The following is a 12,522-nucleotide window of genomic DNA, read 5'->3' as shown; positions in this document are numbered from 1 at the left end:
CAGGTCGCGGCCGGCGCCGCGCTCTCAGCCGACGGGGGTGAAGTCCAGCGACAGCGCGAGCGGCCCCCGCGTGTACAGGCCGGCTTCCCGGTAGCGGAAACCGGGGCTGTAGCGGACCTCGTCGAGCAGGGGCAGCAGCATCGCGGCGACCGTCTCGATCTCGGCACGCGCGAAGGCCGCGCCGACGCACTGGTGCAGTCCGGCGCCGAAGGACAGGTGCTGGGCGGCCGCGGTGAAGGAACGGGCGGCGCCCAGGTCCGGGCGGTGGATGTCGAAGACGTCCGGGTCACTGAAGGCGCCGGGATCCCGGTTGGCCGCGCCGATCATGCAGAAGACGGTCGCACCGGCCGGGACGGTGGCGCCGGCGAACACCGCGTCCTGCTCCGCCCGGCGGGGAATGAGCTGGACCGGCGGGCTGTATCGCAGGGTCTCCGCGATCGCGGCGGCCAGCAGCCGCGGGTCCCGGCGGACCTGCGCCAGCTGCTCGGGACGGTCGATCAGGTGCTTGAAGAGCAGGGCGAGCGTCTTGTCCGCCGGCTCGGCGGCGGCGACCAGGACGTTGATGATCAGCGCGGTGACGTCGCGGTCGCTCATGACGACACCGCCGAACTCGGCCGTGCACAGCCTCGATATCAGATCGTCGCCGGGACGGCTGCGCCGCTGCTCGATGACGGGCAGGAGATAGGTCTCCAACTCCTCGGCGCAGTCGATGCAGTGCCGGCGGCGCTCGGGGGTGAGGGCGAGGCTGGTGACGAACTCGGCGACCCCGCCGTGCCAGGCGGCCACCTGCTGCCAGTCCCCTTTGTCGAGCCCCAGGACGTCGAGCGCGACGTGCACGGCGAACGGCTTGCCGAAGTCGTTGACCAGGTCCATCCGCCCCCGGGCGAGGAAAGGGGCCATGAGCTCGGCGGCGTTGGCGTGGACGGCGCGTATCTGTCTCTCCAGGGCCCGTCCGGTGAACGCCCGTACGACGATCTTCCGTTTCGCGGTGTGCTCGGCGCCGGTCATCTGGGCGAGGACCGGCCCGCGCATCACCGGCTCGGCACGCACCTGCAACATCTCGGTGCTGAAGGCCTCATGGTCGGTCAGCACCCGCTTCACGTCCTCGTGGCGGGAGAGGAAGTAGCTGTCGATCGCCGGCTCGTAGTGCACCGGAGCCCGCTCCCTCAGCCGTGCGAAGTAGCGGTGGGGGGCGGCGGCGAAGTCCTTGGACAGGACACTGAAACGGGCAGGGACCGCGGGCATGGTGAAGACCTCTCGAACAATGCAGTGGGGGAAGGAGAGCCGGGCCGGCAGGAGTCAGGAGCCGCCACGGGCCCCGGACATCGCGGCCGGACACGGCCACGGCCGGGACCGCACCCGGATGCACATCTGTGTTGTCACTCCTGTCGGCTGTCCGCCGTCCACGACGGGTTCCCGTGACCTGCGTCACGACCACGCCGCAGCGGGCACGCCCACGGCCGCGGTCCGGCCTGCAAGACGCGCGAACGACGGTACGGGTTGCGCCGGTTGGAAAGGCTGCGCACCGGCCGGCAGGACACCCTGGAGCCGGAACTCCTCAGCCGGCGGCGCCCGACCGGGCCCGGGCCCGGTCACGGAGCCACGCGACCGCTCCCACCAGCACCGCCACCCCCAGCCCGTACAGGGGCAGCCACAGGGTCGTCGTGGCCGCCAGGCACTCGGCGACCGCCTTGCGCGCCTGGTCCTGCTGCGCGAACGCCAGCGCCGCAGCGTCATTGCCGGCCAGGTTCCCCAGCGCCGCCTCCGCCTCAAGGGCCGCGTACCGCCCCGCCAGCGCACAGTCGCCGCGCGTGCCCGGCATCGGGAACAGCCAGGCCCGGCGCTGCAGCAGGGGAGCGAGCGCGACCGCCACGCACAGGCCGACGACCAGCGCGTACGCGACCAGGCCGCGCATGTACGGCGAACGGATCTCCGGAGTCCACTGCGCCCGCCGCTGGAAGGCGGACATCACCGCGAGGAGCGTCACCCCGATGAACGTGGCGAACCACTGCCACGAACCCTGGGCGAGCGCGAACGTCAGCACCGCGGCGAGCCCGATGCCGATGACCCCGGGAGCGGGAGCGGCATCACCCGGTGCGGCGGACGCCGGCCTCGGGGTCACTCGGGGGCTGGGATCACTCACGGGCCTCTCCAACAGAGGGGGGACAACAGCATGCGCCCGCAACACCCCGCCGCCCCGGCCGCCGTGCCGCACGGGCCCCGCGCCCCGCCCGGATGGCCCCCGCCCGGCCGGGCCTGCGCATTTCACCCGCCGGGGCCCCAGCCGCACTGCGTCCCCCGTCAGGCCGCCCCACAATGGGATGACGGCCTGCGTGCGGCCATTCAGCGGTGTCCCGACTGCCCCGGCCGAGAGGAACGCCCCCATGCGCGCTGAGTCCTCGCCGGCCGCGCGGAGGACGGGGGCCTTCGTCGCGGTCGCCGTCGCCCTGTTCTGCATCCAGCTCGACTTCTTCGCCCTCAACCTCGCCCTTCCCGGCATCGCGGCGGAGCTCGGCATCACGGACTCGGCCGCGCAGTGGACCCTGTCCGCCTACATGCTCGCCATCGGCTGCTTCTTCATCGTCGGCGGCCGGGTGGGGGACGTCTTCGGACGGCGGGGCACCCTGCTGGCCGGGCTCGCCCTGTTCACGGCCGGTTCCGTGGGCTGCGCGCTGGCTCCCGGCCTCGGTCTGCTGGTGGTGGCCCGGATCGCGCAGGGCGTGGGCGCGGCGTTCGTCTTCCCGGTGTCCGTGTCCGTGATCACCAACACCTTTCCCGAGGAGACCCGGGCCAAGGCCCTGGGCGCCGTCTTCGGCGTCGCCAACATCGGGACCGCGCTCGGGCCCTTCGTGGGCGGAGGGTTCACCGAAGGGCCAGGCTGGCGCTGGATCTTCTGGCTGATGGTCCCGCTGAGCCTGATCTCGCTGCTCGCCGCCCTCGCCTGCGTACCTAACTCGCGCGACACCTCGGCGCCCCGCGAGCTCGACCTCCTCGGCTGCGCCCTGATCGTGTGCTCGCTGGCGGCACTGACCCTGGCCGTGGAGCGCGGGGACGCCTGGGGCTGGGGGAGTGCCCGTACTCTCGGCTGCTTCGCCGCGGCCGTGACGGCCGGCGGGCTGTTCCTGGTGCGCGAGCGCCTCGCCCGGCACCCGCTGGTCGATCTGCGGCTGTTCCGCAACGTCCCGTACGTCCTGGTGACCGGGATGGGCTCGCTCTCGAACATGGGCTACGGCGTCACCGTCTTCCTCGCCACGCTCTACCTCCAAGGCGTCCGCGGCCTCTCGCCGCTCCTGGCGGGCACGGTGTTCCTGGCCCCGGCCCTGCTGGTGGCGGTCAGCGGGCCGCTCGGGGCGCGGCTGGCCCGGTACATGCGGCCGACCGCGGTGATGGCGCTCGCCGGGGCCGTCGCGGGCACCGGGATGTACGCGCTGGCCCAGGCCGATGCCTGGTGGCTGTACGTGCCGGTGTTCGCATGGTGCGGCCTGGGCCTGGGACTGGGCTGGACCTTCTCCAGCGTGGCGACCCAGCAGGTCGTCGCACCGGCCCGGGCGGGGGAGGCGTCGGGCGTGCTGCTGACGTTCCTGGTCACGCTGGGCGCGATCGCCCTCGCCGGGACCGCGGCGGCGATCTCCGCGATGACGCCGCAGCGGCCGCCCGAGGAGGCCTACGACGCGATCCTTCGGCTGGGCGGGATGGTCATCGTCGCGACGGCGGTGATCGTCATGGCCGTACGCCACCGGCTCGTGGTGCTGGGCAGGGTCCCGCCCCTGTCGATGCGGGAGGCGGACCGCCGGCCCTGACACTCCCGCCCTGACGCCGCGGGCGCGGACGGGGCCCGGACACACACGGGCCCGGGAAGCCCGGACAGCAGGACAGCAGGAGAGCAGGAGAGCAGGAGAGCAGGAACGGAGAACAGGAAACCCCTTCCGGCCTGCGGACCGTGTGGCCGCGATGCCCCGAAGCCACACGTGGCGCCAATAATGGCTCGCCATGGCGCCATGTGTGAGCCATAATGGCGTCATGGGGTGGCGCGCCCCGGCCGCAGGCCACGGGGCGCGTTGCGCGGGGCGGGCGATCAGGGGGCGGATCATGGACACAGCACGGAGCCGGCAGCGGGCGGAGCCCGGCCCCCTCACGGCCTTCACCCGCTTCGTGCTCTGCGGCGGCGGAGTGGGACTCGCCTCCAGCTTCGCCGTGACGGCCCTCGCCTCCTGCATACCCTGGGCCCTGGCCAACGCCCTGATCACCGCGGCCTCCACGCTCCTCGCCACCGAGCTGCACGCCCGCTTCACCTTCGGCGCGGGCGGGCGCGCGACCTGGCACCAGCACGCGCAGTCGGCCGGCTCCGCCGCGGCGGCGTACGCGGTGACCTGCCTGGCGATGCTCCTCCTGCACCAGCTGGTGGCGGCTCCCGGCGCTCCCCTCGAACAGGCCGTCTACCTCTGCGCCGGCGCACTCGCCGGTGTCGCACGGTTCGCGGTGCTGCGCCTCGTCGTCTTCACCCGGAACCGCTCGCAGGCCACGGCCACGGCCACGGCCGCCGCCGCAGCCGTCCCGACCGCGCGGCCGGTGTGCGCGACCGTGGCCCGTGACTCGGCCCCGGCCCGCCCGGCCGATCTCTGCCCCGCCGCCTGACCCCGCCGCCCGACCCGCCGGCGAGCCCGGGGCGGGAGACCGCGGGCCCGGTCAGGACATTTCGTCCGGGTCGCAGGTCGCGCGGCGCAGACCGATCGTGCGCAGCGCCCGCATCAGCCCCTCCTCGTCGCCCGCGCGCACCAGGTGGACCGCCCCGTCGACGGTGACGACGTCGAGATCGACGGGAGTCGCGTCGGCCCTCGTGCGGAGCACCACCCCGCTCGGCGGGTCCAGGGCGCGCACCCCCCGGAAGACGCCGAACGAGGCCGGGTCGTCCCGGAAGCTGCCGGACAGGGTGAGCACGGTGATGTCGGGGAGCAGGACCCGGGCGTGCGCCAGCGCGACGTCCGGCGTGCGGGCATGGGAGATGACCTGGAAGTGGGGATTGCGCTGGATCCGCGACCGCAGCACCTCCAGCTCCACGCCTTCCGGTATGCCGACCACCAGGACCGTCATCACAGTGCCCCATCCTCCGCCGCGCCGGCGTGCCCGTCGAGCGGGACGCGCCCGGCACATCCCGCGCCGCGTCGCGATGAGTACGGGCCCCGCCGCCGGTCTACCCTTCAGACCCACTCTCAGGAGGAGCGGCAGATGACCGGTACGACCGCTTTCGATCTCGGACCGCAGGCGCGGATCGTGGCCCGTCTCGCGGCAGCCGTCCCGGACGCCCGGCTCACCGACCGGACGCCCTGCCCCGCCTACACGGTCGGTGACCTGCTGGGCCACCTCGCGGGTCTCGCGGTCGCCTTCCGCGACGCCGCCCGCAAGGACCTGGGCCCCACGACGGACACGGACCCCACCTCGGCCACGCCCTCCCTGCCCGCCCGCTGGCGCGAGGAACTGCCCGGGGTCCTCGGCGAACTCGCCGAGGCCTGGGAAGACCCGGCCGCCTGGACCGGCATGACCCGCGCCGGCGGCGTGGACCTGCCCGGCGGGATCGCGGGTGCGGTGGCGGCCGACGAGCTGGTGCTGCACGGATGGGACCTGGCCCGGGCCACCGGCCAGGAGTACGCGCCCGATCACGCCGCGCTCCGCTCCTCGCACGCGTTCCTGCTGGCGGCCGCCGAGGAGGGGGACCGCGGCGACGGCATCTTCGGACCCGTCGTGCCCGTACCGGACGACGCCCCGCTGCTGGACCGGACGCTCGCACTGAGCGGCCGCGACCCGGGCTGGACGCCGCCCGCATCCCCGTGACGCGGGCGGCGTGCCCCGGCCCGCCGCCCGGGGGCACGCGAACGCCGGGCTCTCAGGTCTGGCACTGCTTCGTGGCCGCGGGGGACCAGCCGCTCCAGGCGGCGCCGTCGGCCCGGGCGTGTACCCGGATCTCGACCTTCACGGGACCGCACACCCGGGTCGTGCTTCCCACCTCGAGGGGGCCGATCGACTCACCGGCCCGGACATGGGTGCGGCCGCTGCCCACTTTCTCCCAGTGGCCACCGTCGACGACGCGGAAGAACGCCTCGTAGGAGACGTTCAGCCCCTTCGCTCCCGTGTTCCGTGCCCTGATGTGCGCCGTGATCTCCCGCGTGGGGAACCTGCCGGCGGATCCCCGCTGGGCGCTGATGCAGCCGTTGACGGCCACCCGGCCGGTCGACGTCCCCCCGCCGCACGCGACCGCCGCGGCGTGAGCGGGGGCCGGGACGGCCAGCATGGTCAGCGCAGCCGCGCCCAGGACCGTTCCGGTGCGCCTCAAGAAATGCAATGTCCCCATCCTTGTTCTCCGTGCCGTTCTTCCTGGAAGCGACCATGGCCCGCCATGAGGCGCGACGGGCAGGGTTTCCCGGAACCTTCGCCCGGATGGACGCGCGCGCGGGCCGGAGGGTGGCCGCACGCGGCGGGCGGCCACCCGCCCGCCACCGGCCTCAGAGCCCCCCCACGGAGGAGAGACAGCCTCCACTCCACCCATTTCCTTCGATAACTAGGCAATTCGGGCATCGAGATGGCTCCCTCAAAGGGGTACAGCCGGTGACAATCGGTGAGATTCGGGCGTCCCGCTGGTGACCCGCCCCATAGGGCCCACGTCACATACGAACCGGGATAGTAGCCACCGCAGGCCCGATGCCGCGCCTCCCGGGCCCCCGAAGGCCCGTCGGCCCCCGACTGCGAAGGTCCCTAGTAAGCGGGGTCGTTGCCAGGCCGTCGGGGCGTCTGTAGAACTGGATGAGTCGCAAGGCGGCAGGGGTACTTCAGGTACTTCACCCGCCGCCGACGAACCCCTCTCCTTTGCGTGAGTGGCTCACGCATGTCTTCGGCATGCGTGCGACCGCCCTTGTCCCCGTCGGAAGGTCCATCCGTGTCCAACGCCATCATCCGCCGCATCGCCACCTCCAAGAAGGCCCTCGCGGGCACCGTCGTCGCCCTCGGTGTCGCCGGTTCCATGCTTGCCACGGTTCCCGCCCAGGCGGCCCCGATGAGCGCCAAGGCGATCGCGCAGCAGATGATCAAGGACCCGGCCCAGTTCGCCGCCTTCGACAAGATCATCTCGCACGAGAGCGGCTGGAACCACACCGCGACCAACGCCTCCTCCGGCGCGTACGGCCTGGCCCAGGCCCTGCCGGCCTCGAAGATGGCCTCGGCCGGCGCGGACTGGAAGACCAACCCCGCCACCCAGATCAAGTGGGGCCTGGACTACATGAACGACCGCTACGGCAGCCCCGTCGGCGCCTGGAACTTCTGGCAGAACAACCACTGGTACTAAGCCGCCAGCGGACAGCACGCATACGCACGAGCGCCCGGCCGGGACCACCCGGCCGGGCGCTCGTGCGTGTACGCGGCCGCCGCGCCCGCCCGGCCGACGCTCCAGCAGGGCATCACGGACCCGTCCGGCACGAATGCGGGATCCGTACCGGCCGCGCCGGCCGGGACCACGACCGGCCCGGCCGCGGGGACGGCCCCGTGACCACGGCGGACAGCCGCCCGGCGCGGACACGCGCACACCGCGAGGGCACCGGATGCGGCCCAGCCTCGGCGGGCACCGCCATCGGCACCACCGCACCACCCCTGCCGGACGAACGGCATGCGCCCCCGCGGCAGTTGCGGGTGGACACCGGTGGGCAGTGCTGGACAGTCACAGGCCCCTGCCGGGCCTGGAGAGTGGACACCGCCCCGCGTGAGTCTGTGCGCCATGAACGTTGCACGTACTCGGACGGACGAGGCAGCGCCCATGCCCGCGGCCCGGAACGGCTCCCTGCCCGCCCCGTGGCCGAAGGCCCCGCCCCACCTGCCCGGCGCCGTCGCCGGCAGGGCCGCATCCGCCCCTGAAGGAGCATCAACCATGACCTCCCGCACCCTCCGTGCCATGACGGTGCTGACCGCTGCCGCAGCCCTCTGCGGCGCCGCCCCCACCGCCTACGCCGCACACACCACCCCTGCCACCGCCACCGCCGCCGCGTCCTCCGCACAGGCCGCCGACCGGCGCGTCCCGCGGATCGTCACCGCTTGGGCCCGCGCCTGGAACGGCAGCGAACCCCGGGCGCTCGGCGCCCTGTTCACCGCCGACGGCACCTACACCGACGAAGCCGTGGCGGCCACCTTCCGCGGCCGTAAGGAGATCTCGGGGTGGAAGGCCCGCGCCGACTCCCTGATCGACAACGTCCACGTCACCATCCGCACCACCCGCAGCGACGGCAACCGCATCACCGTCCGGTCCGTCTACTCCGGCCACCTCAAGGGCGCCCCCAAGCCCTTCGCCGTACCGATGACCACGGTGATCGACCTCGACAGGCACCACTGCCGGATCGTCTCCAACAAGGACCACTACAGCCTGGCCGCGGTCCTCGCCCAGTCCGGCCTGCCCGCCGACTGGACCCCGCCCACCACCTGACACACCCCCGGGCCGGCCGGGGGCGGCTACCGCACCGCGGCCACCTCCGGCCGGCCCCCCCCAGCGCCCCCGCCCGCTCAGCCGAGCCGATAGTCGAACCCCGGCGCGGGCGCCGCGGAGCACCCCCTGGACCGGGCCGCGAGCGGCGAACAGCCCCTGCACACGGCGGACGTCGACCTCGCCGGACCGCCGGCGGACCGGAAGACGCACCTGCCCCTCGTCCGGGACAGGGCGGCGCCACTGCCCGGCCCGCCGGCCACCGCGCCGGGCACCACCCGCTCCCCGGATCACGGGCCGGGCGGCCGGGCGCGGGTATTCGTAAAGGTATGCACGGATGCATACTTGGGGCATGGCGGATGCGATGAAGGCCGACTCCCGGGCGCGGGACCGTTCCACGGCCGCCCCCGGCGGACCGCTGCCCCCGTCCCGGTCCCTGTCCCCGGGTGCGAGCGGGGCGGCCTGACCTTGGAACTGCGCATCGACATCCGGTGGCTGCTGGACCGTCAGGAAGAACTCCTGGGCGGCAAGAACCTGGGAGTCCTGGACTACTCGGGTCTGGTGGCCGCCGTCGCCCGGCACCGGGTCAACACCCCGTCGTGGGGGACGGACGAGCCCGACGCGTACTGGCGGGCGGCCGCGCTGCTGGAGCAGATCGTGCTCACCCGCCCACTGCCGGCCAGGAACGAGTACTTCGGCTACGGCGTCGCCGTCGCCTACATCAAAGCCTCCGGCCAGGACGTCGACACCGCCTTCGGGCCCTGGCGCGACCTGATCACCGACATCCGCGCCCTGCGCCTGACCGTCCACGACGTCGCCGACCGCCTCCGCTCCCTGCACCCGAACCCCTAACCCTCCCCGAGCAGCGCGTCGACAGGGTCCTGGGGGAGCGGGACCGGCGCCGCCAGGGCCGCGTCGTAGGCCGGGCGCGCGAACACATAGGGCCCCATGGGCAGTTCGCCCCACTGCGGCCGGTGGACCTGGTGGAAGCCGGACCAGGTGACCTCCGTGGCCGTCGCACGGACCGTGGCGGACAGGGGCCAGCAGGCGTCGATCCCGCAGCGGCAGCCCAGGAGGTACAGGGCGCCGGGGTCGCCGTCGAGGAGCTCCGGCTGCGCCCCGCCCAGGAAGTGGGCCCGGGCCAGGGCGCCGTCGGCGTCGTCGAAGTACAGCGGGGCGTGCTGGCGCAGCAGGAACTCCTCGCGCTCCTGCGGGGTGTCGTCGTCCTCCTCCTCGAGCTCCCGGCCCCACAGCGCGCGCGTCGCCTCCGCCACGAGGACGCGCAGGTCGGTGCCGTCGACCCGGATGCCCCAGGCGGTCAGGTGCGGGTAGTCGGGGCAGGGGTGGTGCAGGAACTCGACTTGGTGCGGGGCGCTCGGCAGACTCATGCGCCCCATCCTGCGGCGCCCGCCCGACCGGCTCCACCCATATACCGCCACGACGGGCAGGGCACCGGCACCGCGCGGGCCCGGCACCGCGTGGACCGGGCCGCGCGCCGAACGGGCACGGCCGGACCGGGCCGGGGTGAGGCGGAACGGGCCGGGGTGGGGGCGGAACGGCAGCGGTTAGGGTTCACGATCGTGCCGCACCTCGAGATATCCGACCTGATCACCGCCACGGACCCGCGCACCGGAGCGCGCCTGCCCGTGCGCAGGGCCGAGGTGGTGCACCGCCTCCGCGAGGCCGGCGACCGGCACGCCGCCCGCATCGTCGCCCGGCTGCCCGCCGACCGGCACGACGTGCTCGACCCCCACGCCGTGGACCGCCTCATGATCGGCGTGCACACCGAACTGCAGCGGCTCAGCGAGGAACTGCGCCTCGGGAAGCGGCTCGTCCACATCCTCGGCCCGGTCTTCGAAGCCGTCCGCGCGACAGCCACCGGCCGGCTGCGCCTGGTCGACGTCGGTTCCGGCCTCGGATACGCCGTGCGCTGGCTCGCCGCCCACCACTCGCTCGGCCCGGACGTCGAACTCGTCGGCGTGGACCTGGACGCCGCCCTCGTCGGCGAGGCCGCCCGGCTGGCCCGCGCCGAGGGCCTGGACTGCCGCTTCGTCCACGGCAACGCCTTCGACCTGCCGGAGGCCGCCACCGTGTACGTGTCCACCGGTGTGCTGCACCATTTCCGCGGCCCCGACCTCGCCGGGTTCTTCCGGGCCCAGGCCGCCTCGCCCGCCCTCGCCTTCTGCCACTTCGACATCGCCGCCACCCGGCTCGCGCCCATCGGGGCCTGGGTGTTCCACCGGTCACGGATGCGCCACCCGCTCGGCCGCCACGACGGTGTCGCCTCGGCCCGCCGGGCACACACCGACGAGACCCTGCTGCAGGCGGCGGCCGCGCCGGGGATGCGGCCGCTGCTCTACGAACCCCGGGGCCTGGCCAACCCGTTCTGCACCACCCTGCGCCCCGTCATCGGGATCCGGCCCGAGCTGGAGGCACCGCTGCGCCGGGCCATGGGCCGCTCCGCACGCCGCCTCGTGGGCCCCGAACACCTCGCCGGAGCGGCGCGGTGACCCCGCAGGACGCGGCACCGGCCCTGGCCGTGACCCTCACCGCGCTCGGCCTGGTCGACTCGGCCTTCAGCGGCTTCCGCGCCCACGCCGGGCGGGACGCCAGGATCCGCAAGCACCGCGCCGTCGTACGGGCGACCCTGCGCGGCCTGGCCGTCGGAGCCGGCCTGCTGCTCGCCCCCGTGCTCACGGCCGGCGCCGTCCTGCTGGCCGCCGCCGACCGCGACCGGACGTACGCGGCACTCGCCGAGGGCGCCATCGGATTCCTCGTCCCCCTCGCCTGCTACACCACGGCCGTCCTGCTGTCGCTCGCCGCGTACCTCGTGCTGCCGTTCCGCGCCAGCACCCTGGCCCTGGTGGCCGGCCTCGGCCCCCTGACCCTGCTGCGCCCGCTCGTCCTGGCCGCCGCCTGCGCCGGAACCCTCGCCTCCGGCGGCGGCGCGCCCGCACTCCTGGTCGGCGCGGCCGCGGGCGCTGCCGTCCTGTGCGTCGAACCGCTCGTGCACCGCCGCTGGTACGCCGCCCCGCAACGATGACCCGCCCCCGCGCGGACGGGCGGGCCACCGGCCGGGCCGCGGTGGCGGGTTCGCGCCGTATACGCCCGGCCCGCGTGCTCCTACGGTGCGGGCGGAGCAGGCGGGGGTTCCCGGCTGGACGTACGAGAGGGACGGTGGTGGGATGTCGCGCCTTTCGAAGGACGCGGTCGCAGTACAGCAGGCCGGTACCGGTACCGGGTTCGAGTTGTTCCCCTCGGTGCACGTGGCCGGCGGCCGGGTGGTGCACCTGGTCGGGGACGGCCAGGTGCCGGAACCCGACCGCAGCGATCCGGTCGCGGCCGCGCTGGCCTTCCAGGACCAGGGAGCCACCTGGCTGCACCTGGTGATGGCCGAAGAGGACGACGGGGGCTTCGACCTCCCGCAGGCCCGCCGCATCATCGAGGCCCTCACCATCGACGTCCAGCTCATGTGCCGGTCCGGCGTCCACGACACGGCCACCCTCGAACGGGTCCTCGCCACCGGATGCGCCCGCCTCAACCTCGGCCGCAGCGCGCTGACCGACCTCCCCTGGTGCGCCGAGGCCATCGCCCGGCACGGCAGGCGGATCGGCGTCAGCCTGCCCGTCCACCTGACCGGTCACGGCCCGCGCCTGGCCGGGCCGGGCCGGGGCACGGACGCCGGCGACCTGTGGAAGGCGCTCACCGTTCTCGACGAGGCCGGCTGCACCCGCTACGTGGTCACCGACGTCAGCCGGGAGGGCAGCCTCTCCACCCCCAACCTCGAACTCGTCGCCGAGGTGTGCCGCCGCACCACCGGCGGCGTACTGGCCGCCGGAGGCATCGCCACCCTCGACGATCTGCGCACGGTCGCCGCGCTGGCCCCGCACGGAGTCGACGGCGCCCTCATCGGCCGCGCCCTGTACTCGGGGGCCTTCACCCTCGCCCAGGCACTCGCCTGCGTGGCCACCGGCCCCTAGCTAGGGGGTGTCCTGCCGATCACGCAGGGCTCGGCCTGATCGACCAGATACCCCCCAGCGGACCCCGGGCGCGGTCCGGCCGGACCC

The 12,522-nt window shown here is 74.2% G+C and carries 14 protein-coding genes; 9 read left to right on the top strand and 5 right to left on the bottom strand.

Going from position 1 to position 12,522, the window contains the following annotated elements; all coding sequences use genetic code 11:
* Window positions 1-24: 24 nt before the first annotated feature.
* Complete coding sequence (locus OG753_RS00580; RefSeq protein WP_405786631.1) at window positions 25-1,245, bottom strand: cytochrome P450, cyclodipeptide synthase-associated; 1,221 nt, start codon at window positions 1,243-1,245, stop codon at window positions 25-27.
* 313 nt (window positions 1,246-1,558) lie between these two features.
* Window positions 1,559-2,143, bottom strand: coding sequence for a hypothetical protein (locus tag OG753_RS00575; protein ID WP_405786630.1), 585 nt, complete (start codon window positions 2,141-2,143; stop codon window positions 1,559-1,561).
* Between the two features lie 241 nt (window positions 2,144-2,384).
* On the opposite strand from OG753_RS00575, the gene OG753_RS00570 reads away from it, so the two are divergent.
* Together OG753_RS00570 and OG753_RS00565 are read left to right on the top strand one after the other, a co-directional pair.
* Window positions 2,385-3,800 (top strand): MFS transporter, encoded by a 1,416-nt coding sequence (locus OG753_RS00570; RefSeq protein ID WP_327260117.1) that lies wholly within the window; start codon window positions 2,385-2,387, stop codon window positions 3,798-3,800.
* Between the two features lie 289 nt (window positions 3,801-4,089).
* Complete coding sequence (locus OG753_RS00565) at window positions 4,090-4,635, top strand: hypothetical protein (protein WP_405786629.1); 546 nt, start codon at window positions 4,090-4,092, stop codon at window positions 4,633-4,635.
* Window positions 4,636-4,686: 51 nt separating this feature from the next.
* Here OG753_RS00565 and OG753_RS00560 read toward each other — a convergent pair whose 3' ends face one another.
* A complete protein-coding gene (locus tag OG753_RS00560; protein ID WP_405786628.1) occupies window positions 4,687-5,091 on the bottom strand; it encodes a hypothetical protein in 405 nt (134 codons plus the stop codon).
* 135 nt (window positions 5,092-5,226) lie between these two features.
* Between OG753_RS00560 and OG753_RS00555 the strand changes: the two genes are divergently transcribed.
* Complete coding sequence (locus OG753_RS00555; RefSeq protein ID WP_405786627.1) at window positions 5,227-5,829, top strand: TIGR03086 family metal-binding protein; 603 nt, start codon at window positions 5,227-5,229, stop codon at window positions 5,827-5,829.
* 52 nt (window positions 5,830-5,881) lie between these two features.
* Here OG753_RS00555 and OG753_RS00550 read toward each other — a convergent pair whose 3' ends face one another.
* A complete protein-coding gene (locus OG753_RS00550; protein ID WP_327260113.1) occupies window positions 5,882-6,328 on the bottom strand; it encodes a hypothetical protein in 447 nt (148 codons plus the stop codon).
* 549 nt (window positions 6,329-6,877) lie between these two features.
* Between OG753_RS00550 and OG753_RS00545 the strand changes: the two genes are divergently transcribed.
* The 3 genes from OG753_RS00545 (at window position 6,878) to OG753_RS00535 (ending at window position 9,307) form a co-directional block, all read left to right on the top strand.
* Entirely contained in the window at window positions 6,878-7,333 is a 456-nt protein-coding gene (locus tag OG753_RS00545) for a transglycosylase SLT domain-containing protein (protein ID WP_327260112.1), read from the top strand.
* 576 nt (window positions 7,334-7,909) lie between these two features.
* The gene (locus OG753_RS00540) at window positions 7,910-8,458 is read left to right on the top strand and encodes a nuclear transport factor 2 family protein (RefSeq protein WP_405786626.1); all 549 of its coding nucleotides are present in this window, start codon (window positions 7,910-7,912) and stop codon (window positions 8,456-8,458) included.
* A 465-nt stretch (window positions 8,459-8,923) separates the two neighbouring features.
* Window positions 8,924-9,307: a toxin Doc gene (locus OG753_RS00535; protein ID WP_327260110.1), complete on the top strand. Its 384-nt coding sequence runs from the start codon at window positions 8,924-8,926 to the stop codon at window positions 9,305-9,307.
* Here the strand turns inward: OG753_RS00535 and OG753_RS00530 are convergent.
* Window positions 9,304-9,843: a hypothetical protein gene (locus OG753_RS00530; RefSeq protein WP_405786624.1), complete on the bottom strand. Its 540-nt coding sequence runs from the start codon at window positions 9,841-9,843 to the stop codon at window positions 9,304-9,306. The two genes, OG753_RS00535 and OG753_RS00530, sit on opposite strands and share 4 nt — an antisense overlap.
* 192 nt (window positions 9,844-10,035) lie before the next feature.
* Here OG753_RS00530 and OG753_RS00525 point away from each other — a divergent pair, with 192 nt between their 5' ends.
* The 3 genes from OG753_RS00525 to OG753_RS00515 all read left to right on the top strand — a co-directional run bounded on the left by OG753_RS00525 (window position 10,036) and on the right by OG753_RS00515 (window position 12,435).
* Window positions 10,036-10,965, top strand: a complete 930-nt coding sequence (locus OG753_RS00525) for a class I SAM-dependent methyltransferase (protein WP_327260108.1) — start codon at window positions 10,036-10,038, stop codon at window positions 10,963-10,965.
* Window positions 10,962-11,498: a hypothetical protein gene (locus tag OG753_RS00520; protein WP_327260107.1), complete on the top strand. Its 537-nt coding sequence runs from the start codon at window positions 10,962-10,964 to the stop codon at window positions 11,496-11,498. The genes OG753_RS00525 and OG753_RS00520 overlap by 4 nt, the downstream gene beginning before the upstream one ends.
* Window positions 11,499-11,640: 142 nt before the next feature.
* Window positions 11,641-12,435, top strand: coding sequence for a HisA/HisF-related TIM barrel protein (locus OG753_RS00515; protein ID WP_327260106.1), 795 nt, complete (start codon window positions 11,641-11,643; stop codon window positions 12,433-12,435).
* Window positions 12,436-12,522 lie beyond the last annotated feature (87 nt).

The organism is Streptomyces sp. NBC_00029 (assembly GCF_045160505.1).
In the GTDB taxonomy this organism is placed as follows: Bacteria; Actinomycetota; Actinomycetes; order Streptomycetales; family Streptomycetaceae; genus Streptomyces.
The sequence above is the reverse complement of the archived record's forward strand: the minus strand, read 5'-3'. Positions and strand labels throughout refer to the sequence as shown.

Coding starts and splice junctions, on each gene's coding strand:
- OG753_RS00515 (WP_327260106.1), top strand. CDS start 11,641: ATGTCGCGCCTTTCGAAGGACGCGGTCGCAGTACAGCAGGCCGGTACC.
- OG753_RS00545 (WP_327260112.1), top strand. CDS start 6,878: ATGTCTTCGGCATGCGTGCGACCGCCCTTGTCCCCGTCGGAAGGTCCA.
- OG753_RS00560 (WP_405786628.1), bottom strand. CDS start 5,091: ATGACGGTCCTGGTGGTCGGCATACCGGAAGGCGTGGAGCTGGAGGTG.
- OG753_RS00580 (WP_405786631.1), bottom strand. CDS start 1,245: ATGCCCGCGGTCCCTGCCCGTTTCAGTGTCCTGTCCAAGGACTTCGCC.
- OG753_RS00570 (WP_327260117.1), top strand. CDS start 2,385: ATGCGCGCTGAGTCCTCGCCGGCCGCGCGGAGGACGGGGGCCTTCGTC.
- OG753_RS00540 (WP_405786626.1), top strand. CDS start 7,910: ATGACCTCCCGCACCCTCCGTGCCATGACGGTGCTGACCGCTGCCGCA.
- OG753_RS00555 (WP_405786627.1), top strand. CDS start 5,227: ATGACCGGTACGACCGCTTTCGATCTCGGACCGCAGGCGCGGATCGTG.
- OG753_RS00530 (WP_405786624.1), bottom strand. CDS start 9,843: ATGAGTCTGCCGAGCGCCCCGCACCAAGTCGAGTTCCTGCACCACCCC.
- OG753_RS00565 (WP_405786629.1), top strand. CDS start 4,090: ATGGACACAGCACGGAGCCGGCAGCGGGCGGAGCCCGGCCCCCTCACG.